The sequence below is a fragment of the Pantoea sp. CTOTU50773 genome (assembly GCF_032082325.1).
Taxonomy (GTDB): Bacteria; Pseudomonadota; Gammaproteobacteria; order Enterobacterales; family Enterobacteriaceae; genus Pantoea; species Pantoea communis.
On sequence record NZ_DAMDQC010000004.1, the window covers coordinates 40127 to 64090 of the forward strand.

At 54.4% G+C, this 23964-nt stretch carries 20 protein-coding genes and 1 tRNA gene; 18 read left to right on the forward strand and 3 right to left on the reverse strand.

The window, feature by feature from the left end; genetic code table 11:
• Positions 1 to 159: 159 nt before the first annotated feature.
• Together pdeH and RT340_RS01310 are read left to right on the forward strand one after the other, a co-directional pair.
• A complete protein-coding gene (gene pdeH / locus RT340_RS01305; protein WP_038643818.1) occupies positions 160 to 933 on the forward strand; it encodes a cyclic-guanylate-specific phosphodiesterase in 774 nt (257 codons plus the stop codon).
• A gap of 61 nt (positions 934 to 994) precedes the next feature.
• Positions 995 to 3055 (forward strand): AsmA family protein, encoded by a 2061-nt coding sequence (locus RT340_RS01310; RefSeq protein WP_313373619.1) that lies wholly within the window; start codon positions 995 to 997, stop codon positions 3053 to 3055.
• Here the strand turns inward: RT340_RS01310 and ppiC are convergent, their stop codons facing one another.
• Positions 3056 to 3337, reverse strand: a complete 282-nt coding sequence (ppiC, locus tag RT340_RS01315; protein WP_097118505.1) for a peptidylprolyl isomerase PpiC — start codon at positions 3335 to 3337, stop codon at positions 3056 to 3058.
• Between the two features lie 196 nt (positions 3338 to 3533).
• Here ppiC and rep point away from each other — a divergent pair, with 196 nt between their 5' ends.
• Positions 3534 to 5555 carry a DNA helicase Rep gene (gene rep, locus RT340_RS01320; protein WP_313373621.1) on the forward strand — a complete coding sequence of 674 codons (2022 nt, stop codon included), beginning with the start codon at positions 3534 to 3536 and terminating at the stop codon, positions 5553 to 5555.
• 158 nt (positions 5556 to 5713) lie between these two features.
• Here the strand turns inward: rep and gppA are convergent, their stop codons facing one another.
• Together gppA and rhlB are read right to left on the reverse strand one after the other, a co-directional pair.
• Complete coding sequence (gene gppA / locus RT340_RS01325; protein WP_097118507.1) at positions 5714 to 7198, reverse strand: guanosine-5'-triphosphate,3'-diphosphate diphosphatase; 1485 nt, start codon at positions 7196 to 7198, stop codon at positions 5714 to 5716.
• A 7-nt stretch (positions 7199 to 7205) separates the two neighbouring features.
• Entirely contained in the window at positions 7206 to 8501 is a 1296-nt protein-coding gene (rhlB, locus tag RT340_RS01330; RefSeq protein ID WP_038643814.1) for an ATP-dependent RNA helicase RhlB, read from the reverse strand.
• A gap of 116 nt (positions 8502 to 8617) precedes the next feature.
• Between rhlB and trxA the strand changes: the two genes are divergently transcribed.
• From trxA to RT340_RS01405, 15 genes are all read left to right on the forward strand, one after another.
• Positions 8618 to 8950, forward strand: a complete 333-nt coding sequence (gene trxA / locus RT340_RS01335) for a thioredoxin TrxA (RefSeq protein ID WP_003851963.1) — start codon at positions 8618 to 8620, stop codon at positions 8948 to 8950.
• A 343-nt stretch (positions 8951 to 9293) separates the two neighbouring features.
• Complete coding sequence (gene rho / locus RT340_RS01340; RefSeq protein ID WP_034827837.1) at positions 9294 to 10553, forward strand: transcription termination factor Rho; 1260 nt, start codon at positions 9294 to 9296, stop codon at positions 10551 to 10553.
• Positions 10554 to 10831: 278 nt separating this feature from the next.
• Complete coding sequence (gene wecA / locus RT340_RS01345; protein ID WP_097118545.1) at positions 10832 to 11908, forward strand: UDP-N-acetylglucosamine--undecaprenyl-phosphate N-acetylglucosaminephosphotransferase; 1077 nt, start codon at positions 10832 to 10834, stop codon at positions 11906 to 11908.
• Positions 11909 to 11944: 36 nt separating this feature from the next.
• Entirely contained in the window at positions 11945 to 12994 is a 1050-nt protein-coding gene (gene wzzE / locus RT340_RS01350) for an ECA polysaccharide chain length modulation protein (RefSeq protein ID WP_160833368.1), read from the forward strand.
• A gap of 10 nt (positions 12995 to 13004) precedes the next feature.
• Entirely contained in the window at positions 13005 to 14129 is a 1125-nt protein-coding gene (gene wecB / locus RT340_RS01355) for a non-hydrolyzing UDP-N-acetylglucosamine 2-epimerase (RefSeq protein WP_034827841.1), read from the forward strand.
• Between the two features lie 2 nt (positions 14130 to 14131).
• The gene (wecC, locus tag RT340_RS01360) at positions 14132 to 15391 is read left to right on the forward strand and encodes a UDP-N-acetyl-D-mannosamine dehydrogenase (RefSeq protein WP_313373627.1); all 1260 of its coding nucleotides are present in this window, start codon (positions 14132 to 14134) and stop codon (positions 15389 to 15391) included.
• Complete coding sequence (rffG, locus tag RT340_RS01365) at positions 15388 to 16464, forward strand: dTDP-glucose 4,6-dehydratase (RefSeq protein ID WP_313373629.1); 1077 nt, start codon at positions 15388 to 15390, stop codon at positions 16462 to 16464. The genes wecC and rffG overlap by 4 nt, the downstream gene beginning before the upstream one ends.
• Before the next feature lie 23 nt (positions 16465 to 16487).
• A complete protein-coding gene (rfbA, locus tag RT340_RS01370; protein WP_097118511.1) occupies positions 16488 to 17369 on the forward strand; it encodes a glucose-1-phosphate thymidylyltransferase RfbA in 882 nt (293 codons plus the stop codon).
• Complete coding sequence (rffC, locus tag RT340_RS01375; RefSeq protein ID WP_313373632.1) at positions 17347 to 18045, forward strand: dTDP-4-amino-4,6-dideoxy-D-galactose acyltransferase; 699 nt, start codon at positions 17347 to 17349, stop codon at positions 18043 to 18045. The genes rfbA and rffC overlap by 23 nt, the downstream gene beginning before the upstream one ends.
• Complete coding sequence (gene rffA / locus RT340_RS01380; RefSeq protein ID WP_313373634.1) at positions 18042 to 19172, forward strand: dTDP-4-amino-4,6-dideoxygalactose transaminase; 1131 nt, start codon at positions 18042 to 18044, stop codon at positions 19170 to 19172. The genes rffC and rffA overlap by 4 nt, the downstream gene beginning before the upstream one ends.
• On the forward strand, positions 19172 to 20425 hold the full coding sequence (gene wzxE, locus RT340_RS01385) for a lipid III flippase WzxE (protein WP_313373636.1): 1254 nt from the start codon (positions 19172 to 19174) through the stop codon (positions 20423 to 20425). The genes rffA and wzxE overlap by 1 nt, the downstream gene beginning before the upstream one ends.
• Positions 20422 to 21492, forward strand: a complete 1071-nt coding sequence (locus RT340_RS01390; protein WP_313373638.1) for a TDP-N-acetylfucosamine:lipid II N-acetylfucosaminyltransferase — start codon at positions 20422 to 20424, stop codon at positions 21490 to 21492. The genes wzxE and RT340_RS01390 overlap by 4 nt, the downstream gene beginning before the upstream one ends.
• A complete protein-coding gene (wzyE, locus tag RT340_RS01395) occupies positions 21489 to 22832 on the forward strand; it encodes an ECA oligosaccharide polymerase (RefSeq protein WP_097118515.1) in 1344 nt (447 codons plus the stop codon). The genes RT340_RS01390 and wzyE overlap by 4 nt, the downstream gene beginning before the upstream one ends.
• 18 nt (positions 22833 to 22850) lie before the next feature.
• The gene (gene wecG / locus RT340_RS01400; protein WP_058960371.1) at positions 22851 to 23585 is read left to right on the forward strand and encodes a lipopolysaccharide N-acetylmannosaminouronosyltransferase; all 735 of its coding nucleotides are present in this window, start codon (positions 22851 to 22853) and stop codon (positions 23583 to 23585) included.
• Between the two features lie 158 nt (positions 23586 to 23743).
• Positions 23744 to 23820, forward strand: a tRNA-Arg gene (locus RT340_RS01405).
• The last annotated feature ends 144 nt before the right edge of the window (positions 23821 to 23964 follow it).

Below are 23964 nucleotides of genomic sequence, written 5' to 3' on the forward strand. Positions count from 1 at the left end.
CGGACAAAGCGCCGCTTGTTTTGCCGATTAAGCCTGAAACGCGCTGATACACTCAACTGCTCGTGAGGTGGCTGAGACCAATAAAGTTATCGTGTTACTCGCCGATACTTGCCGCTGAGAAACAATTTGCAGGCACCCACCACCTACCAGGAAAAAACCATGGTGATGAACAATTTAAGTCATCGGCTGCCTATTTCAATTGAACTGGAGCAACAACAGGAAACGCGTTTCTTCTGGCAGCAGTGCCAACGATTCTATACTTTCCAGCCGATTTACCAGGTCTCCGGCCGTTTACTGGCTATTGAATTACTGACTGCGGTGACACACCCCTCCGCACCAGAGAAAAGGTTGTCGCCCGAAACCTATTTTGATGCGCTGACTATCGCGCAGCGCCTTGATGTCGTCGAGGAACAGCTTGAGCTGTTATTACAGTGGTCACACTTTTTCAGTCAGCGTCAGCTGGTGGCCTCGGTGAATATTGATGGTCCGACGCTGTTAGCCATTGAGCAGCATGACGATATCCGCCAGTTGATTACGCAACTCCCCTGGGTGCGATTTGAACTCACGGAGCACCACGCATTGCCGCAGGAAGAGATGGTGGCGAAGATGCCTGAACTGGGCCCGCTGTGGCTCGATGACTTTGGATCCGGCATGGCAAACTTCTCTGCGCTGACTGAGCTGCGCTATGACTACATTAAACTGTCGCGCGAACTGTTCATGCTGCTGCGCTCTACCGATGAAGGCCGCTCGCTGTTCTCCATGCTACTGGCGTTGATCAATCGCTATTGCAACGGCGTTATTGTTGAAGGCGTGGAGACCGAAGAGGAGTGGCAGCAGGTACGCAATTCACCTGCAATGGCGGCACAAGGCTATTTCTTCTCGCGGCCTGTTCCCTTCAGCACGCTGGAATCCCTGGCGCTCGAGCTTCCCTGATCCCGATCCGCAACGTCTCGACTACAGTTATGTGAGACGTTGAGGGCAAGGAGGAAGCAGAATGTCACGTACGGGAAAAGTCCTGAGTTGGGTTTTCGGGATTTTATTGTTGTTGGTTGTGGTGGTGGTGGTGATTATCGCCACGTTTGACTGGAACCGCCTGAAGCCAACCATCAACCAAAAAGTCTCCACTGAGTTAAACCGGCCTTTCGCCATTCGGGGCGATCTGGGTGTTGCCTGGGTGCGCAATCGCGAAGAACCCGGTTGGCGCAGTTGGGTGCCGTGGCCGCAGGTGCATGCTGATGACATTATGCTGGGCAATCCGCCGAATATTCCCGATGTCACCATGGTGCATTTGCAGCGCGTTGAAGCTACGCTTGCGCCGCTGGCGCTCCTGCGTAAACAGGTTTATTTGCCGTGGATTAAAATGCAGCTGCCCGATGCGCGGCTGGTGCAGACGGCGGATAAAAAGAATAACTGGACCTTCAACTTAGCCAGCAGCGAGAACAGCGATGCCAATGCGCCGCCTTCTGCCTGGTCTTTCCGCCTCGATAATATCCTGTTCGATAAAGGCCAGATTCGTTATCGCGATGCCATCAATAAAGCCGATGTGACCGTCACCCTTAATCCACTGGGCAAACCGGTGCCTTACGCGCAGGTAGCGGGCGGTAACGACCAGCAGAAAGGCGCGGGCGATTTTGTCTTTGGCTGGCAGGCGGAGGGGACATACAACGATCAGAAACTGACTGGCGACGGCAAGATCGGCGGCATGCTCTCGTTGCGCAGCAAAACCACACCGTTCCCACTGCAAGTTGATTTGCGCAACGGCACCACGCGCGTGCGCGTTGACGGGACGTTGCAGGATCCTTTAAATCTCGGCGGGCTGGATGTGCGTCTGCGCTTTGCTGGCGATACGCTGGCGAATCTGTACGGTTTAACCGGCGTGCTGCTTCCTGATACGCCGCCGTACGAAACTGACGGCCATTTGATCGCGCGCTTCAATGAAGAGAAAGGGCCGCTGTTCCGTTACGAAAACTTCAATGGGCATATTGGCGATAGCGATATTCACGGCTCGCTGGCTTATCACCAGGTGAAACCGCGCCCAACGTTGACCGGAGAATTAACCTCGAACCAGTTGCGCATGGCGGATTTAGGCCCGCTGATTGGCGTAAATTCGGGCAAGGGCAGTGAGAAAACCCAGCAGGCTAAAGCCCAGCGTGGTGACGCTTCGACTCAACCGGCCGATCGCGTGCTGCCACATGACAAGTTTGATACCAAAAACTGGGACGTGATGGATGCGGATGTGAAATTCAGCGGAAAACGCATCGAACACAGCAGCAAGCTGCCGCTTAGCGACCTTTATACCCATCTGCAGTTGAAAAACGGTGACCTGCTGCTCGATCCGCTGCGCTTCGGCATGGCGGGCGGTAGTATCAACTCCACCATTCATCTGGAAGGGGATAAAAGCCCGATGCGCGGTCGCGCGGATTTGCATGCGCGTAAGCTGCAACTGCGTCAGCTGTTCCCGAATGTCACGGCGATGCAGCGTAGCCTGGGTCAGTTAAACGGCGATGCCAGCCTGAGCGGTACCGGCAACTCGGTGGCGGATATTCTGGGGACCAGCAACGGCGAGCTGAAACTGCTGATGAATGACGGATTGATCAGCCGTAGTCTGATGGAAATTGCCGGCCTGAATGTCGGTAACTATGTGGTCGGCAAACTGTTTGGCGATGATGAGGTGCGCATCAACTGTGCCGCCACCGATCTCAATATCCGTCAGGGTCTCGCCACGCCGAAAGTGTTTGTGCTGGATACGGAGAATGCGGTGATTAATGTCACCGGCAACGTTAACTTTGCCAATGAAAGGCTGGACTTATCCATTAATCCAGAGAGCAAAGGCATTCGTATCATCACCTTGCGATCGCCACTGTATGTGCGTGGCACCTTCAAAAATCCGGATGCGGGAGTGAAAGCCGGGCCGCTGATCGCACGTGGCGCTGCTGCGGTGGCGCTGGGCGCAGTGGTGGCGCCGGCCGCCGCACTGCTGGCACTGATTTCACCCAGTGATACAGATGCCAACCAGTGCAGCAACGTGTTGCAGCAGATGAAAAGTAAAAAGTGATCAGTTGCGCCACAGAACTTTGATGATGTGATAACCAAAGGCGGTTTTCACCGGCCCGTAAGGTTGCAATAGCGGGCAGGAGAACACCGCCTTATCAAAGGTGGGCACCATCTGGCCTTTACGGAATTCACCCAGATCGCCGCCGTTACGTCCCGATGGACAGGTGGAGTGTTTTTTTGCCAGCTGCTGGAAGTTTGCGCCCTTTTCCAGTTGGGCCAGCAGGGATTTGGCCTGCGCTTCATCCTTGACGAGGATGTGCAAAGCTGCCGCGGTTTTCGCCATGTTGGTGTCTCTGTATGTATGTATAATGTTCGGCGCATTATATCCCCGTCCTACTTCAAATTGCAGGTGCGTTGGCTGCGTATGCTTGATACGGTGACTGATTGAGTCAGTTACCGGGAGTCGCTCACCTGTCCATATTCCTGCCATGCGAAATCGTCAGGGGATCTCCTTTTCATTAGTTGAGTGATATTCCGTTATGCGTTTAAACCCCGGCCAACAACGTGCTGTCGAATTTGTCACCGGTCCCTGCCTGGTGCTGGCCGGTGCAGGCTCGGGTAAGACCCGCGTCATCACCAATAAAATCGCCCATCTGATCCGCGAGTGTGGCTATCAGGCGCGCCATATCGCGGCCGTCACCTTCACCAATAAAGCCTCGCGTGAGATGAAGGAGCGTGTCGCGCAAACCCTCGGGCGCAAAGAGGCGCGCGGCCTGATGATCTCCACCTTCCATACGTTGGGACTGGAGATCATCAAACGTGAATACAAAGCGTTAGGAATGAAAGCGAGCTTCTCGCTGTTCGACGATCAAGATCAGCTGGCGCTGTTGAAAGACCTCACTAAACAGTGGCTGGAGGAAGACAAAACGCTGTTGCAGCAGCTGATCTCCACCATTTCCAACTGGAAGAATGATCTGGTCGATCCGCAGGGTGCGGCTGGCCTGGCCAAATCCCAGCGCGACCAGATTTTTGCCCACTGCTATCAGCTGTACGACCAGCATCTGAAATCCTGCAACGTACTGGATTTCGACGATTTGATTGCGCTGCCGACGCTGTTGCTGCAACGCAATCAGGAAGTGCGCGAGCGCTGGCAGCAGCGTATTCGCTATTTATTAGTTGATGAGTATCAGGATACCAACACCAGCCAGTATGAGCTGGTGAAACTGCTGGTGGGCGCGCGGGCGCGTTTCACCGTGGTCGGTGATGATGACCAGTCAATTTACTCCTGGCGTGGCGCACGACCGCAAAACCTGGTGTTGCTGAAAGAGGACTTTCCGACGCTGGAAGTGGTGAAACTGGAGCAGAACTATCGCTCAACCCAGCGCATTTTGAAGTCAGCTAACATCCTGATTGCCAATAATCCGCATGTGTTTGAGAAGCGCCTGTTCTCCGAGCTGGGTGAGGGCAGCGAGCTGAAGGTGCTGAGTGCCAACAATGAAGATCATGAGGCCGAAAGGGTCGCCGGTGAGTTGATTGCTCATCACTTCGTTAATAAAACCGCCTATAAAGATTATGCAATTCTCTATCGCGGCAACCATCAGTCACGCGTCTTTGAAAAGCAGCTGATGCAGAACCGTATTCCTTATCGCATCTCTGGTGGCACCTCGTTTTTCTCGCGCCCGGAAATCAAAGATTTGCTGGCCTATCTGCGCGTACTGACCAATCAGGAAGACGACAGTGCTTTCCTGCGTATCGTTAACACGCCGCGCCGTGAGATTGGGCCTGCCACGCTGCAGAAGCTGGGTGAATGGGCCAACTTGCGCAATAAAAGTCTGTTCAATGCCAGCTTCGATATGGGGCTGCAACAGACGCTGAGCGGGCGCGGACTGGAGCATCTGCAGCGTTTTACTCAATGGCTGAATGAGATTATCCAGCTGACGGAACGCGAACCGGTGAATGCGGTACGCGATCTGATTCGCGGTGTCGATTATGAAAGCTGGTTGGTTGAGACCTCGCCAAGCCCCAAAGCCGCCGAAATGCGCATGAAAAACGTCAACACGCTTTTCCAGTGGATGACCGAGATGCTGGAAGGTGACGAACTCAATGAGCCGATGACGTTGGCGCAGGTGGTGACGCGCTTTACGCTGCGCGACATGATGGAACGCGGCGAGAGCGATGAGGAGAGCGATCAGGTGCAATTGATGACCTTGCACGCCTCCAAAGGGTTGGAGTTCCCGTATGTTTATCTGGTCGGTATGGAAGAGGGGTTGTTACCGCATCAGAGCAGCATTGATGAGAACAACATCGAAGAGGAACGCCGTCTGGCCTATGTGGGCATTACCCGCGCGCAAAAAGAGCTGACCTTTACCCTGTGCCGTGAACGTCGTCAGTATGGCGAACTGGTGCGTCCGGAACCGAGCCGCTTCCTGATGGAGTTGCCGCAGGATGATGTGGTGTGGGAGCGCGAGAAAAAGGTGATCAGCGCCGAGGAGCGGGTGAAAACCGGGCAGACGCGCGTCGCGGGCTTACGTGCGATGCTGGAGAATGCGAAGAAGGGGTAAATCCCCCGCCGTTCGTTCAGGCCAGGCCTGTAGCGATAACCGTTGCGAGCGTAGCGGAGGCAAGACGAAAAGCTCCCGGCAAAGCGGAGTTCACATGCCGTCAATGAGCATTTGACGGGAGCTTTTCAACGCAGCATCAGCAAGCGCAGCAGGTTTGATTAAGAGATAGTCAGCAACCAGTGCACATAAGACTGGTAATGACTCTCTTGTTCCAGCAACTCGGCACGCAGCGGATGCGCATCCAGCCAGCCAGCAGGGAGTGTCAGGTGCAGCGCATCATCATCCGCCTGTAAACGAACCGCAGGCAGCGTGTCATCGCGACGACGGCTGGAGAAAATAATCGCCAGACGCAGTAAACGGCTTAAGCGTTCCGCCATACGTGGTGGCACAGCGTTCTGCTGCGTCAGTAAAGCGAGATCGATACTGCCACTCTGATTCTGCAGCAGGCAGGCGAGCATTTTTTTCTGTGCGGGCGTAAAACCAGGAAGATCGAGATGGCGAATCAGGTAAGCGGCGTGCTGGGGTGCCTGGCGGAAATCGACGCTCAGGCCTATTTCGTGAATTGAACAGGCGCTCAGCAGCAGATCGCGACATCGGTTATCCAGCTTCCAGACAGTGCTCACCTGGCGGAAAAAGCTTTCAGCCAGCTGACGCACGCGGCTTGCCTGCTCCACATCGATAGAGAAGCGGCGCTGGACGTTTTGCAACGTGCGGCTACGAATGTCGCGGTCAATCGGCAGATGCAGCATGCCGTACACCAACCCCTCACGCAGTGCGCCACCGGCCAGCGTCATGCTGTCGATGCTTAGTTCATGGAAGATAGCGATTAGAATCGACAGGCCGCTGGGGAATACCAGCGCGCGCTCGAGTGTCAATCCTTCGATTTCCAGCTCTTCCAGCTTGCCGCACTGAATCGCACGCTGTTTTAGCTGCTGCAGCTTGCTCAGGGTGATGCGTTCATCCATACCCTGCGCAACCATAATTTCCTGCAGTGCCTGCACGGTGCCAGAAGCACCGACGCAGATCTGCCAGCCTTTTTCGCGCAGTGCCGCCGCGACCGGACGAATCATGTCACGGGCCGCTAATTCAGCCTGCTCGAAATTCTCTTTCGCCAGGTGACGATCGCCAAAGTAGCGTTCCAGCCAGGTGACGCAGCCCATCGACAAACTAAACAACGTGGTTGCGTGCGAACCCTCGCCGGTGACCAGCTCGGTGCTGCCGCCGCCGATATCCACCACCAGGCGCTGATCAGAGCCTCCGGTAGTGTGGGCAACACCTTGATAAATAAGGCGTGCTTCTTCCTCGCCGCTGATGACATTCACCGGGCAGCCAAGAATTTCTTCGGCGTGAGTCAGGAAGTCCTGGGCATTTTCAGCAATACGCAGCGTAGCCGTGGCGACTACGCGGATTTGCTCGGGGGGAATATCTTGCAGCTGTTCAGAGAAGAGTTTCAGACATTGCCAGCCACGCTGCATCGCCTCGGCGGAGAGGTGATTGGCTTTGTCCAGACCGGCAGCCAGACGTACCTTACGCTTTATACGCGCAATGGTCTGAATACTGCCGGACACTTCGCGCACCACCAACATATGAAAGCTGTTAGAGCCTAAATCAATCGCAGCATAAAGTGACGATGCGCTCAGCATGGTGTGCTTAACTCGAACGTTTACGGTTGTTATTGCGCGGCGCGCCGCTACGACGGTTGCTGTTGTTCCCGCCACGGCGTGGGCCGTTTCCAGAACGGCTGCGCTGCAGACGTTTCGGCGGAGGCAGCTCACTCATCAGTGCTTCACTGCTGTACTTACTCACCGGAATACCGTGACCAATGTACTCTTCAATCGCTGGCAGGTTCAGTGCGTACTCTTCGCACGCCAGGCTGATGGAGTGTCCGCTGGCACCCGCGCGGCCGGTACGACCGATGCGATGCACGTAGTCTTCACGGTCGTCAGGCAGATCGTAGTTGAACACGTGGGTCACTGCAGGAATGTGCAGACCTCGCGCCGCAACGTCAGTCGCGACCAGAATATCCACATCACCTTTGGTGAAGTCATCCAGAATACGCAGACGTTTTTTCTGTGCCACATCGCCCGTCAGCAGACCTACACGGTGACCGTCCGCGGCCAGATGGCCCCAGATATCTTCACAGCGGTGTTTGGTGTTGGCGAAGATGATGGCGCGGTCGGGCCACTCTTCTTCGATCAAGGTTTGCAGCAGACGCATCTTCTCTTCATTCGAAGGGTAGAAAAGTTCTTCTTTGATGCGGTGGCCGGTTTTCTGCTCCGGTTCCACTTCCACGTATTCAGCGTTGTTCATATGTTCGAACGCCAGTTCACGTACGCGGTAAGAGAGGGTCGCCGAGAACAACATGCTCAGACGCTGGGTGGCCGGCGGCATGCGGCGGAACAACCAACGGATATCTTTAATAAAGCCAAGATCGAACATGCGATCGGCTTCATCCAGAACCACGACCTGAATGGCGCCGAGGTTGATGTGATTTTGTTTCGCATAGTCGATGAGGCGACCGGTGGTGCCCACCAGGATATCGACGCCATCGGCCAACACTTTCAGCTGTTTGTCGTAGCCGTCACCGCCATAAGCCAGACCCAGTTTCAGACCCGTGACTTTCGACAGTGGCTCTGCATCGGCATGGATCTGCACAGCAAGTTCACGCGTCGGGGCCATGATCAGCGCACGTGGCTGATTAATCTGGCGGCCTTCAGCGGCTGGATGAGAAAGAAGATGATGAAACGTTGACGTCAGGAACGCCATCGTTTTGCCGGTACCGGTTTGCGCCTGACCCGCAACATCACGCCCTGAAAGCGCAAAAGGCAGTGCCAACGCCTGAATAGGCGTGCAGTTAGAAAAGCCTTTGGTATCAAGGGCTTCAACCACCTGTGGGTGCAGGGCGAAGTCGGAAAACTTCTGTTCAGTTAAGTGTGTTTTGCTCATAGTGTGGTAGAATATCAGCTTACTAGCGCTTTACGAAAGCGTATCCGATGAAATAAAGTCAACCTACGTTGGTATATTTTACGCCAATTCGCCAGGCACAATCTTTGGAGTTAAACATGAGCAGCGATAAAATCGTTCACTTGACCGATGACAGTTTCGACACTGACGTGCTGAAAGCCGACGGTGTCACTCTGGTAGATTTCTGGGCTGAATGGTGTGGTCCTTGCAAAATGATCGCCCCAATTCTCGACGAAGTCGCAGAAGAGTACGACGGTAAGCTTACCATCGCCAAGTTGAACATTGATGACAACCCGGGCACTGCGCCTAAATATGGCATTCGTGGTATCCCGACACTGCTGCTGTTCAAGAACGGTGAAGTGGCTGCGACCAAAGTAGGCGCCTTGTCTAAAGGCCAGCTGAAAGAGTTCCTGAACGCTAACCTGGCCTAAGCCCGGCGCGGTGTTGTTCCGCAGTGGTGAATTTTTTCGCCACTGCTGGACGTCTCCCTTCAGGCGTGTTAAGTTGACCTCACTGCATTACGCACTTACCTTGTAGTTTGCATCTAAAGTTTTCCCTTGTCAGACCCTGCTCGCATTGAACGTTATCGTGGTTTGGCAATCTGATGACTAGCACATTCGGCATCACCTTTCGACCATCTCTTCGTTTCCTATCGCCACATCAGACGATAATTGTCGAGCAGAGTTGAAAAAGAGCCATTAACGGCATGGAATTTTTGCCATACCACCCACGACAATCATTTCGAGAATTACCCCGAGTTTAAGAACCCTCACTATGAATCTTACCGAATTAAAAAACACGCCGGTTTCTGAGCTGATTACCCTCGGCGAAAATATGGGTCTGGAAAACCAGGCACGTATGCGTAAACAGGATATTATTTTCTCTATCCTTAAACAGCATGCGAAAAGTGGCGAAGACATCTTTGGTGATGGTGTGCTGGAGATATTGCAGGACGGATTTGGTTTCCTCCGCTCTGGAGACAGCTCCTACCTCGCCGGTCCCGATGATATCTACGTTTCTCCCAGCCAAATCCGCCGCTTCAACCTCCGCACTGGTGACACCATTTCTGGTAAAATTCGCCCGCCAAAAGAGGGTGAACGTTACTTTGCGCTGTTGAAAGTTAACGAAGTTAACTACGACAAGCCTGAAAACGCGCGTAATAAGATTCTGTTCGAAAACCTCACGCCACTGCACGCAAACAATCGTCTGCGTATGGAGCGCGGTAATGGCTCAACCGAAGATTTGACCGCTCGCGTACTGGATCTGGCATCGCCGATCGGTCGCGGTCAGCGTGGTCTGATCGTGGCACCACCGAAAGCCGGTAAAACCATGCTGCTGCAGAACATCGCACAGAGCATTGCGTACAACTATCCGGATTGCGTGCTGATGGTGCTGCTGATTGACGAGCGTCCGGAAGAAGTGACCGAGATGCAGCGTCTGGTGAAAGGCGAAGTCATCGCATCCACCTTCGACGAACCGGCTTCACGCCACGTTCAGGTCGCTGAGATGGTGATCGAGAAGGCTAAGCGCCTGGTCGAGCACAAGAAAGACGTTATTATCCTGCTTGACTCCATCACCCGTCTGGCGCGTGCTTACAACACCGTGGTACCGGCTTCCGGTAAAGTGTTGACCGGTGGTGTGGACGCCAACGCCCTGCATCGTCCGAAGCGTTTCTTCGGTGCAGCACGTAACGTGGAAGAGGGCGGCAGCCTGACCATCATCGCGACTGCGCTGGTTGATACCGGTTCGAAGATGGACGAAGTGATTTACGAAGAATTTAAAGGTACAGGTAACATGGAACTGCACCTGTCGCGTAAAATTGCTGAAAAACGTGTCTTCCCAGCGATTGATTACAACCGCTCCGGTACCCGTAAAGAAGAACTCCTCACCACGCAGGAAGAGCTGCAGAAAATGTGGATCCTGCGCAAAATCATCCATCCAATGGGTGAAATTGATGCGATGGAGTTCCTCATCAATAAGCTGGCGATGACCAAAACCAACGACGAATTCTTCGATATGATGAAGCGTTCGTAAGTTGGCGATATTGAATCGCTAAGCGAAGCGATTCTTTCGCACAATTTGCCAGGATTTATTGCTAACGCCACGTCTTAACGTGGCGTTTTTCATTTATGGGCATTAGGATTAGCCCAGTCAGGAAGAAATATAATGATTGTGCCAGAAAGGTGCTGGTTTTTTCAGCAATCAGACTTTTCTCAGGCAGAATTCGGACAAAGGATATACGGCAATGGCAAGAATCTTGCTTATTGTTGTCGATGATTTTAGCTGAGAGCGTTAACGTGAATTTACTCACTATGAGTACTGAGCTTGGTTTTGTTTTTCTGTTTACTTTAGTGTTCCTATTTTTTGCCCGTAAAGCCGCTAAAAAAATTGGGCTGGTAGACACACCTAATTCAAGAAAACGACACCATGGCGCCATTCCGTTAGTGGGTGGGATCTCCGTTTATGCGGGGATTTGCTTTGCTTTCTCTATTTCAGATTATTATTTACCCCATGCGGCACTCTATTTAAGTTGCGCAGGGGTGCTGGTGCTGGTGGGTGCACTGGACGATCGGTTCGATATCAGCGTTAAAATCCGCGCATTAGTACAAGCGGCGGTGGCCATCGTGATGATGGTCGGCTCAAAACTGTATCTGCTGAGCCTCGGATTTATCATTGGTCCGGTGGAATTGGTTGTTGGACCATTTGGCTATGTACTTACACTGTTCGCCGTTTGGGCGGCCATTAACGCCTTTAACATGGTGGATGGCATTGATGGCTTACTGGGTGGGCTGGCCAGTGTGACCTTTGCCGCCATGGGCATCATCCTCTTTTTCGACGGGCAAACCAGTCTTGCGATGTGGTGTTTCGCCATGATCGCCGCCACCATCCCCTATATTTTGCTCAATCTGGGTCTGATTGGCCGCCGCTATAAAGTGTTTATGGGCGATGCAGGCAGCACCATGATTGGCTTCACCATTATCTGGATCCTGCTGGAAACCACCCAGGGTTTGAGCCATCCGATTACGCCGGTCACGGCACTGTGGCTGATCGCCATTCCGCTGATGGACATGGTGGCAATTATGTATCGCCGCCTGCGTAAGGGGATGAGTCCGTTTTCAGCTGACCGCCAGCACATTCACCATTTGATCATGCGTGCCGGTTTCACTTCGCGTCAGGCCTTTGTGCTGATTACCGTGGCTGCAGCGCTGTTGGCCGGTATTGGTGTGCTGGGCGAATACCTTGCCTTCATCCCCGAGTGGGTGATGCTGGTGCTGTTCCTGATGGCCTTTTTCCTTTACGGCTATTGCCTTAAACATGCCTGGCGTGTGGCGCGCAAAATCCGTCGTATTAAACGCCGCTGGCAAAGCAGTGGCGAAGATAAAAAATAAATTACCCCGATTAGTACCCCGATAAGGACTTTTGTTATGACCTCTGTCGTTGTGGAGAACGAACTGGATGTGCGCGGCCTTGGCTGCACGCTGTGGCGCGGCAAGCGCTGGATCATCGGCTTTGCGCTGCTGTTTGCCTTATTGGCATGGCTCGCCTCGATGCTGATGAAACAAGCATGGAGCACTACCGCCGTTACCGATCGTCCAACGGTTAACATGCTGGGTGACTTCTTCGTGCAGCAGCAATTCCTCAATAATCTCGATGTGCGTAACAACACGCTCAATCTCAACACGCCCGCCCCAACGGTGATGGATGAGGTCTATCAGGAGTTCACTATGCAGTTGGCCTCCTGGGACACGCGCCGTGATTTCTGGCAGCAGACCGATTACTTCAAAAGTCGCAAAAGTGGCAACGCGCACAACGATGCCGCGCTGCTGGATGATTTGATTACTAATATTCAGTTCACGCCTGCGGATACGGCGCATAACACGCTGGATAACATTAAGCTGATTGCTGAAACCGCCGGCGATGCAAATAACCTGCTGCGTCAATATATCGCCTATGCCAGCGAACGCGCGGCGCGCCATTTGAATGCGGAGTTGAAGGGTGCATGGCAGGCGCGCAGCGCGCAGCTGCAGGCACAGGTTCATCGCCAGCAGGAAGTGGCACAGGCGGTGTTTGATCGCCAGCGTCAACGTATTGAACAGGCCTTAAAGGTCGCTAGTCAGCAGGGCATCAAAGAAAACCGTGCACCGGCTATTGGCGAAGCGCTGCCTGACAGCGATCGCTTCCTGCTCGGGCAGCAAATGCTGCAGGCTCAGCTCGATACATTGCAAGCCAGCGGGCCCGCTTACGATTTGAGCTATGATCAGAACAGAGCGATGCTGGGCACGTTGCAGGCAGGCGCGCAGTTGGATAAGCCCTTCCAGACTTACCGCTATCTGCGCACGCCTGAAGAGCCGGTGTCGCGCGACAGTCCGCGCCGAATGTTTATGATGATCATGTGGGGCGTCATTGGCGCGCTGGTGGGTGCAGGTGTGGCGCTGGTGCGCCGTCCTCGTCCGACGTCACCAACGAGCCATTAAGAGAAGCCACGTGAAAGTTCTGACCGTATTTGGCACGCGTCCTGAGGCGATAAAAATGGCCCCGCTGGTGCAGGCACTGGCGCAGGACCCGGCGTTTGAATCGCGCTTGTGCGTGACCGCGCAGCATCGTGAAATGCTCGATCAGGTGCTGCGGCTGTTCAAGCTGCAGCCCGATTACGATCTCAATATCATGCGCCCGGAACAGGGGCTGACGGAGATCACCAGCCGCATTTTGCAGGGGATGAAAACGGTGCTCGCCGATTTTCAGCCCGATGTGGTGCTGGTGCACGGTGATACCACCACCACTTTTGCTGCTAGCTTAGCCGCTTTTTATCATCAGATTCCGGTGGGGCACGTCGAAGCAGGATTGCGCACCGGCAACCTGATGTCGCCCTGGCCGGAAGAGGCTAACCGCACCTTAACCGGTCATCTGGCGAGCTACCATTTCACCCCAACCGAGAGTTCGCGGCAGAATCTGCTGCGTGAAAATTTGCCGGATGACTGTATCGTTGTTACCGGCAATACGGTGATTGATGCGCTGCTATGGGTGCGCGATCGGGTGCTGGATGATGGCGATCTGAATGCACGTCTTGCAGCACGTTATCCGTTCCTTGATGCGGATAAAAAACTGATTCTGGTCACCGGCCATCGTCGTGAAAGCTTTGGCGGCGGTTTTGAACGCATTTGCAGCGCGCTGGCGCAGATTGCACGTCAGCATCCGCAGGCGCAAATCGTCTATCCGGTTCACCTCAATCCCAACGTCAGCGAGCCGGTAAATCGTATCCTGAGTGGTATCGACAATATCATTTTGATTGAGCCACAGGAGTATCTACCTTTTGTCTGGCTGATGAACCGTTCCTGGCTGATCCTCACCGATTCCGGTGGTATTCAGGAAGAAGCGCCATCGTTGGGCAAACCTGTTCTGGTCATGCGTGATACGACTGAGCGTCCGGAAGCGGTGGATGCGGGCACAGTAAAACTGGTCGGTACCGATATCAACCGGATTGTCGAAGAAGTCAGCCTGCTGCTGCAGGACGAGGAAGCCTGGCAGAGGATGAGTCGCGCGCACAATCCGTATGGCGATGGACAAGCCTGCTCGCGCATCCTGCAGGCACTGAAACAACACAGAGTATAATTATGCGTTTTAAAACCATTTCCGTTATCGGACTGGGCTACATTGGGCTGCCAACGGCGGCCGTTTTTGCCTCAAAGGGAAAAAAAGTGATCGGCGTGGATATCAATGTCCGCGCGGTCGAGACCATTAATCGCGGCGACATTCACATTGTCGAGCCGGAGTTAGGTGACGTGGTGCGTGAAGCCGTGCAGGCAGGTTTTCTGCGAGCTACCACGCAAGCCGAAGCTGCGGATGCCTTCTTAATCGCCGTACCTACGCCGTTTATCGGCGATCATCAGCCGGACCTGAGCTATGTACAGGCAGCCGCGTTGTCGATTGCACCGGTGCTGAAAACGGGTGATTTGGTGATCCTCGAATCGACCTCACCGGTTGGCGCGACCGAACAGATGGCCGCCTGGCTGGCGGAGGCACGTCCTGACCTGCGTTTCCCGCAGCACGGTGATAACTGTGACGTGTTTATCGCTTACTGCCCGGAGCGCGTGCTGCCCGGCAAAGTGATGGTAGAGCTGCTGGAAAATGACCGTGTGATTGGCGGCATGACGCCTGCGTGCTCAGCACGGGCCAGCGAACTGTATCGCATCTTCCTGCGCGGCGAATGTGTGGAAACCAACGCGCGTACTGCCGAGATGTGCAAACTCACGGAGAACAGCTTCCGCGATGTGAATATTGCGTTTGCCAATGAGCTATCGCTGATTTGTGCGGAACAGAAGATCAACGTGTGGGAGTTGATTGCGCTGGCGAACCGCCATCCACGCGTCAACATTCTGCAGCCCGGACCAGGTGTTGGTGGCCACTGTATCGCTGTCGATCCCTGGTTTATCGTGGCGCAAAATCCGGAACTGGCGCGTCTGATTCGTACCGCGCGTGAAGTGAATGATGCGAAACCGACGTGGGTGTTAGATCAGGTCAAACAGCAGTTGGCGGATTGCCTGACTGCCAGCGGCAAACGTGCTTCTGAGGTGACGATTGCCTGCTTCGGCCTGGCATTTAAACCGAACATTGATGATTTGCGCGAGAGCCCGGCAATGACAGTGGCGCACCTGATTGCCGAGTGGCACAGCGGCAGCACGCTGGTGGTAGAACCGCATGTGGCAGACATTCCTGCGCGACTGGCCCATGAAGCGGCTCTGGTTTCCACCCAGGATGCATTGCAGCAAGCAGATATCATCGTGATGCTGGTTGATCACGCGCAGTTCCGCGCTATCGATGCCAGCGAGATCACGCAGCAGTGGATTATCGATACCAAAGGTGTCTGGCGATGAAACAGTTCCTGGTGACAGGTGGCGCAGGCTTTATTGGGTCCGCACTGGTGCGATTTCTGATTGAGCAAACCGACCATCAGGTGGTGGTGGTGGATAAACTCAGCTACGCAGGCAATTTAGCCTCTCTGGCTTCAATACAGAATGATGCGCGCTATGCCTTTGAGCAGGTGGATATTTGCGACCGAGCCGAACTGGATCGTGTCATGGCCCAATATCAACCGGATTGCATTATGCATCTGGCCGCAGAAAGCCATGTGGATCGCTCGATTGATGGCCCGATTGCCTTCATCGAAACCAATATCGTGGGCACCTATCAGTTACTGGAAGCCGCACGCCATTACTGGAATGGTATGGCGGATGAGCGTAAAAAAGGCTTTATCTTCCATCACATTTCCACTGACGAAGTGTTTGGCGATTTGCATGGCAGCGATGATTTCTTTACCGAAACCACGCCGTATGCGCCCAGCAGCCCTTATTCAGCGACGAAAGCCAGCAGCGATCATTTGGTTCGCGCCTGGTTACGCACTTACGGCTTGCCGATCATCGTCACCAACTGTTCGAACAATTATGGCCCTTATCACTTTCCTGAAAAATTGATTCCACTGACTATCATCAATGCGTTGGCGGGTAAGCCTTTGCCGGTGTATGGCAACGGCAGCCAGATTCGCGATTGGCTGTATGTAGAGGATCATGCGCGAGCACTCTACAGTGTGGTGAGCAGCGGCAAAGTGGGTGAAACCTATAATATTGGTGGTCACAACGAACGCCGTAATATTGAGGTGGTGGAAACCCTGTGCGATCTGCTGGACGAACTGGCGCCGCAGCAGCGCGCCACGCATCTGACGCGCTATCGAGATCTGATCACTTTTGTCACCGATCGTCCCGGTCACGATCTGCGTTACGCCATTGATGCCAGCAAAATTGCGCGTGAATTAGGCTGGATGCCGCAGGAAACCTTCGAAAGTGGAATTCGCAAAACCGTGCAGTGGTATTTGGCAAACCCACAGTGGTGGCAGGCGATTCTCAACGGTAGCTATCGTGGTGAGCGGTTGGGTTTAAACACGCCGCGCTGAGGCGCAATACAGGAGCAGCAACGATGAAAGGTATCATCCTGGCGGGCGGTTCGGGCACGCGTTTGCACCCTATTACTCGCGCTATCTCAAAGCAGCTACTGCCAGTTTACGACAAGCCGATGATTTACTATCCGCTGTCGGTGCTGATGCTGGCGGGGATCCGCGAGGTCCTGATTATCACCACGCCGGAAGATCGCGCGCACTTCGAGCGTTTGCTCGGTGATGGCAGCGAGTTCGGCCTGCAGCTAGAGTATGCTGAGCAACCCAGCCCTGATGGTTTGGCGCAGGCGTTTATCATTGGTGAGTCCTTCATTGGCAATGACAGCTGCTGTCTGGTGCTGGGCGACAACCTCTATTTTGGCCAGGGCTTCAGTCCGAAACTGAAAAAAGTGGCTGCGCGCAGTAGCGGTGCGACGGTGTTTGCCTATCAGGTGATGGATCCCGAGCGGTTTGGTGTGGTGGAATTTGATGACGACTTCAATGCGCTTTCCATCGAGGAGAAGCCGCAGCAACCCAAATCACGTTGGGCGGTAACCGGCCTCTACTTCTACGACAATCGCGTGGTGGAGTTTGCCAAACAGGTGCAGCCTTCTGCACGGGGCGAGCTGGAAATCACCGCGATTAACCAGATGTATCTTGAGCAGGGTGAACTCTCTGTCGAGTTGCTGGGACGCGGTTTTGCCTGGCTGGATACCGGTACACACGACAGTCTGATTGAAGCGAGTATGTTTGTGCAGACCGTGGAGAAACGTCAGGGCTTTAAAATTGCCTGTCTGGAAGAGATTGCGTGGCGCAACGGTTGGCTAAGTGACGAACAGTTGCTGGCGGCGGCGCAAGCGTTGACCAAAACTGGCTACGGCCAATACCTGATGGATGTTCTCCATGCCCGTCCGCGTCAGTATTAACCCCCTCGAGTGGGAAAGCGATTTCTTTGGCGTGAACAGTGCGCGTATCGACCTGGATGGCGACTTCACCCTTGCCGACGCGCTGCAACAGCCAGATACGTTGTGGCAGGCCAAAGTGCCCGCCGAGCGCACCGACGCCATTGATGCCTTAAGCCAGCACGGTTTTCAGTTGGTGGAAGGTGAGGCCGATCTGGCTATCAATATCAAACGCACCGAGCGCCAGGTTGGCGTGCGCATCGCGCGTGAAGCACAGATCCCGGCATTGCGTGAGGCGGCATCGCATGCCTTTCGCCAAAGCCGTTTTCGTGCCCCCTGGTTTAACGCCGATGACAGCGGTCGTTTCTATGCGCAGTGGATTGAAAACGCGGTACGCGGCACCTTTGATCACCAATGCCTGGTGGCCAGCGACGAATCCGGCCAATTACAAGGCTATGTCTCGATGCGTGAAGTGAACGGTGATGCGCGTATCGGCCTGCTCGCCGTGCTACCCGCAGCGCAAGGGCAGGGCATTGGTCAACGCTTGCTGTTGGCGGCAGCGGATTGGGGCCGCGTGCGGCAACTTGAACGACTGCGCGTCGCGACCCAGCTTAGCAATCTTACGGCGATGCGCCTCTATTTACGCAGCGGTGCACGTATTGAAAGCACCGCCTACTGGTTTTACAGGACAGCTACATGATCCCATTTAATGCGCCGCCAGTCGTGGGCAGTGAACTTGAATATATGCAGTCGGCGATGGCCAGCGGCAAACTCTGCGGTGACGGTGGTTTTACCCGTCGCTGTCAGCAGTGGATGGAGCAGCATTTTGGCAGCAAAAAGGTGCTACTGACGCCATCCTGCACCGCCTCACTGGAAATGGCCGCGCTATTAATCGATATCCAGCCCGGCGATGAAGTGATCATGCCGAGTTATACCTTTGTCTCTACTGCCAATGCTTTTGTGCTGCGCGGTGCCGTGATCGTGTTCGTCGATGTGCGCCCCGATACGCTAAATATCGATGAAACCTTGATTGAAGCGGCGATCACCGAGAGAACCCGTGCGATCGTGCCGGTTCACTACGCGGGCGTGGCCTGCGAGATGGATAGCATCATGGCGCTGGCGGCGAAGCATCAATTGTTTGTGATTGAAGATGCGGCGCAGGGGGTGATGTCGCAGTACAAAGGACGTGCGCTGGGCACTATTGGTCATATTGGCTGCTTTAGCTTCCACGAAACCAAAAATTACACCGCCGGTGGCGAAGGTGGTGCGACGCTGATTAATGACGCGAAGCTGGTGGAGCGCGCTGAGATCATCCGTGAAAAAGGCACCAACCGTAGCCAGTTCTTCCGTGGTCAGGTGGATAAGTACACCTGGCGCGATATCGGTTCGAGCTATTTGATGGCAGATCTGCAAGCTGCCTACCTGTGGGCGCAACTCGAAGCGGCTGAGCGTATTAACCAGCAGCGTTTGCGACTGTGGCAGCGCTATTATGATGCCCTGCAACCGCTGGCGGCGGCGGGACGCATAGAGCTACCAGTGGTGCCGGAAAACTGCCGCCACAATGCGCACATGTTTTACATCAAACTGAGCGACAGCGACGACCGTCAGGCACTGATTAACTGGATGAAAGAGGCGGAAATCCTCACGGTGTTCCATTACATCCCCTTGCACTCTTCGCCAGCCGGTGAACGTTTTGGTCGCTTCCACGGTGATGACCGCTTCACCACCAAAGAGAGTGAGCGCCTGCTGCGCCTGCCGCTGTTCTATAACCTGTCGGATAACAATCAGCGCACCGTTATCAGCTCGCTGTTGAGTTTCTTTGCCTGATGTCGTTAGCCAAAGCTTCAGTCTGGACGGCCTCATCGACGTTGGTAAAAATCATTGCCGGACTGCTGGTGGTGAAACTGCTGGCGGTCAGCTTTGGTCCAGAAGGGGTTGGCCAGGCCGGTAACTTTCGCCAGATGATTACCGTATTAGGTGTATTGGCCGGCGCGGGCATTTTCAACGGCGTGACCACCTACATCGCGCAATTTCAGCAGCAACCTGAGCAACTGCGTGCCGTGACGGGTACGGCATCCACCATGGTGATTGGCTTCTCCACGCTGGTGGCGCTGGTGTTCTTGCTGGCAGCGGGGCCGATCAGTCATGCGCTATTTGGTCACGACGACTATGCCAACGTGGTGCGCATCGTGGCTTTTCTGCAGTTTGGCATTGCCTGGGCCAATCTGACGCTGGCCTTGCTCAAGGGGTTTCGCGATGCGCGCGGCAATGCGCTGGCGCTGATTATCGGTAGTCTGGTGGGCGTGCTGGGTTATGTGTTGTGCTGGTGGCTGGGTGGATATGCCGGAGCGTTAGTCGGCTTAGCGCTAGTGCCTGCACTGTTGGTGTTCCCGGCACTGCTGATGCTGCGCCGTCATCGTCAGGTGCTGCCACTGCGCTGGTTAACACCGAGCTGGCAGCCGGATTTGGCGCGAAATCTGACAAAATTCACCCTGATGGCGCTTATCACCTCCGTGACCCTGCCAGTGGCGTGGGTGATGATGCGTAATCTGCTGGCCGAACAGCAGGGGTGGGCGCAGGTAGGCCTGTGGCAGGGTGTGACCAGTATTTCCGATGCCTATCTGCAATTTATCACGGCGACTTTTAGTGTCTGGTTACTGCCGACGCTGGCGCGACTGGAAAGTAAGCCGCAGATTGCGCGTGAAATTGGGCGTGCGCTGCGTTTTGTGTTACCTGCGGTGGCGGCTGCGAGTTTCTGCGTGTGGTTACTGCGTGACATTGCCATCTGGCTGCTGTTTTCACCGCAGTTTACCGCGATGCGGGACCTGTTTGTCTGGCAGTTATGCGGTGACGTCTTTAAAGTTGGCGCCTATGTTTTCGGATATCTGGTGATCGCTAAAGCTTCACTGCGCTTTTATATTTTGACGGAAATCAGCCAGTTTGTGCTGTTAACCGCGTTCTCACATTGGCTGATTCCATTACATGGAACCGCCGGAGCCGCACAAGCCTATATGGCGACTTACGTGCTCTACTTCGCCCTTTGCTGTGGCGCCTTTATGATTTATTGCCGAAAAAAATGACTTTATTTCACGTGCTGGGATCGGATATCCCACATCATAACCATACGGTGTTGCGCTTCTTTGATGAGGTGATGAGCACCGAATTGCCGGGTGCTGGACCGCGCCAGTTTATGGTGGTGACTTCAACGCCTGAAGCGATGCAAGCCTATACCGCGCTGCAAATCGAAAGCTATCCCAGCAAGCGCGCACTTGCACAGGCGGTAATGTCCCGTGCGGCTGATCGTGCGCAACGCTTCTTCTTTCATGGACAGTTTAATCCGCAAATCTGGCTGGCTTTGCTCAGTGGTAAATTACGGCGTGAGCAGGCGTTCTGGCATATCTGGGGCGCTGATTTGTATGAAGAAGGGCGTGGCCTGAAGTATCAGTTGTTTTATCTGCTGCGCCGCCTGGCACAGCGTCGCATTGCTCACGTGTTCGCAACGCGTGGGGATTTGCACTTTTTTCAACAACGCCATCCGCGTGTGCCCACTTCACTGCTCTATTTCCCAACACGCATGCCCGATGCCGCAGTGCCGGGCGGTAGCACGAGCGGTGATTTCACCGTGCTGTTGGGTAACTCAGGCGATCACAGCAACAACCATATTGAAGGCCTGCAGGCGATTCGAGCGCAGTTTGGCGATAGGGTGAAAATACTGATCCCGCTGGGCTACCCGGAAAATAATCATGAGTACATCGAAGAGATCAATACGGCCGCGCAGCGCCTGTTCCCCCAAGGTCAGGTAACCTTATTGCGCGACAAGATAGATTTTGACACCTATCTGCAATTGCTCAGCGACTGTCAGCTCGGCTATTTTATGTTCGAGCGCCAGCAAGGCATTGGCACGTTATGTTTGCTGATTCAGGCCAATATTCCCTTTGTGCTGAACCGAAAAAATCCGTTCTGGCGCGACCTCAGCGAACAAGGGTTGCCGGTTCTTTTTAGTGAAGATGCACTGGATGCGTCGAGTGTGGCTGAAGCTCAGCGTCAGCTGGCACAGTGTGATAAATCCGCGATTGCCTTTTTCGCCCCTGGTTATCTGGCTGGCTGGCGCAACGCGTTGAGCCTGAGTGAAAGGGAGAGAACATGAGCCTGATGCAGTTTAGTGGTCTGCTGGTGGTTTATCTGTTCTCGCTAGGTTTCATTTTGACGCTGACCTGGCGGGAATTTAAACGGGTGCGTTTTAACTTCCACCTGTTCTTCACCATCCTTTTTTTACTGACCTTTTATTTCGGGTTCCCCCTCACCAGTGTGCTGGTATTCCGCTTTAATGTTGAAGTGGTGCCGCCGGAGTACCTGTTACAGGCGTTGCTGGCCGCGACCAGTTTTTATGCGATTTATTACGTCAGTTATAAAGTCCGGTTGAGGCCGATCAACGCTGCACCGCGCAAACCCTGGTTGCAGATGAACCGAGTCGAAACCCATCTTACCTGCCTGTTACTGGCGCTGGTGGCGATTGGCACGGTCACGGTGTTCTTCATGCACAACGGGTTACTGTTGTTCCGACTCTCTGCGTATAACCAGATTTTCTCCAGCGAAGTGTCCGGCGTAGCGCTCAAACGCTTCTTCTACTTCTTTATTCCGGCGATGCTGATTCGTTATTTCCTCAACCCGACGCAGCGCCAGTGGCTGGGGTTTTTGCTGGTGTCGGTGGCATTTGGTTTACTGACCTATGCGCTGGTGGGCGGGACGCGCGCCAATATCATCATCGCCTTCGCCCTGTTCCTGTTCATCGGCATTACGCGCGGCTGGATCACCTTGTGGATGCTGGTGGGCGCAGGCGTGATGGCGATTGCGGGTATGTTCTGGCTGGCGCTGCGCCGCTATAACCTCGATGTGGTGGGCGACGAGGCGTTTTACACCTTCCTGTATCTAACACGTGATACTTTCTCACCCTGGGAAAACCTCGCGCTGTTGTTGCAGAACTACGACAAAATTGATTTCCAGGGCTTAGCACCGATCTGGCGTGACTTTTATGTCTTTATCCCGAGCTGGCTCTGGCCTGGCCGTCCATCGATTGTGCTCAACAGCGCCAATTACTTTACCTGGGAAGTGCTGAACAACCATTCAGGACTGGCGATTTCGCCGACGCTGCTGGGCTCGCTGCTGGTGATGGGCGGCGTGTGGTTTATTCCGCTGGGCGCGATTGCCGTCGGCTGGCTGATGAAAGGGTTCGATAACCTCTATCTGCAAGGCCGTGATGCTTCAAACCGCTATAGCGGGGCGATTCTGCAGAGCTTCTGCTTCGGCGCGGTCTTCAATATGATCGTGCTGGCGCGTGAAGGGCTGGATGCTTTCGGTTCGCGCGTGGTGTTCTTTTGCATTATTTTTGCCGCCTGCATGGCGGTGGCTAAATTGCTGTACTGGCTGTTAGCGCGCGCGGGTTTAATTCGCCCGCGCAGCGAGCCGGTGGTTCACAGCCTGTCTTAACCTTTGGGAACATGATTCATGAAAACCGATAAGCCGCGCTATAACCTGCGCGGTGTCGATCTTCACGCCTTTAACGACATGGACAGCTTCCTGCACTTCTTGCTGCCGGATGGCAAACCGCGCTGTGGTACGCTGGTGGCGATGAATGCAGAAAAGATGCTGACGCTGGAAGAAGATGCGCAACTGCGTGCACTGATTGCTGAAGCGGAATTTAAATATCCGGATGGCATTAGCATTGTGCGCTCCTTACGCAAAAAATATCCGCAGTTGCAGGTTAGTCGCATCGCTGGCGCCGATCTGTGGGAAGCCCTGATGGAGCGCGCAGGCCGCAGCGGCATTCCGGTGTTTCTGATTGGCGGTCGTCAGGCTGTGCTGGATGAAACCTGTGACAAACTGCGTCGTCAGTGGAATGTGAACATCGTCGGCAGTCAGGATGGCTATTTTGCCCCGGCAGAGCGTGAGGCGTTGTTTGCGCGCATTGCGGCCAGCGGTGCACAGATTGTCACGGTGGCGCAGGGCTCGCCGCGTCAGGAGTTGCTGATGCGTGATTGCCGCGCGCACTGGCCGCATGCGCTCTACATGGGCGTGGGCGGCACCTACGATGTTTTCACCGGCCACGTTGCGCGTGCACCGCGAATCTGGCAGAAATTAGGTCTGGAATGGCTCTATCGTTTGATTCGGCAGCCATCGCGTTGGCGCCGCCAGTTAAAACTGCTGAAATATTTGCGCTATCATTGGCGTGGCGATCTTTGATATCGCCGATTTATTCAGCAATATCATCAGTGCAGGCAGCAAAACTGCATTAATAATCGACGGAATGCACAAAGCGTAATCAAACGCGTTTTTTTTATAAAAAAGCGCTGGACAGTATGAGGTCAAGCCCGTAGTATGCCCATCCGCAACGGCGCTACGCGCCCGTAGCTCAGCTGGATAGAGCGCTGCCCTCCGGAGGCAGAGGTCTCAGGTTCGAATCCTGTCGGGCGCGCCATTTAGTTTGTGCGCAAGAGCTTCGGTGGTTGGTTTTAACCGCGTTATGCAGTGAAAATAGTAAGCAGAGATGCTTACGCACCAGAATTATGGTGGCTATAGCTCAGTTGGTAGAGCCCTGGATTGTGATTCCAGTTGTCGTGGG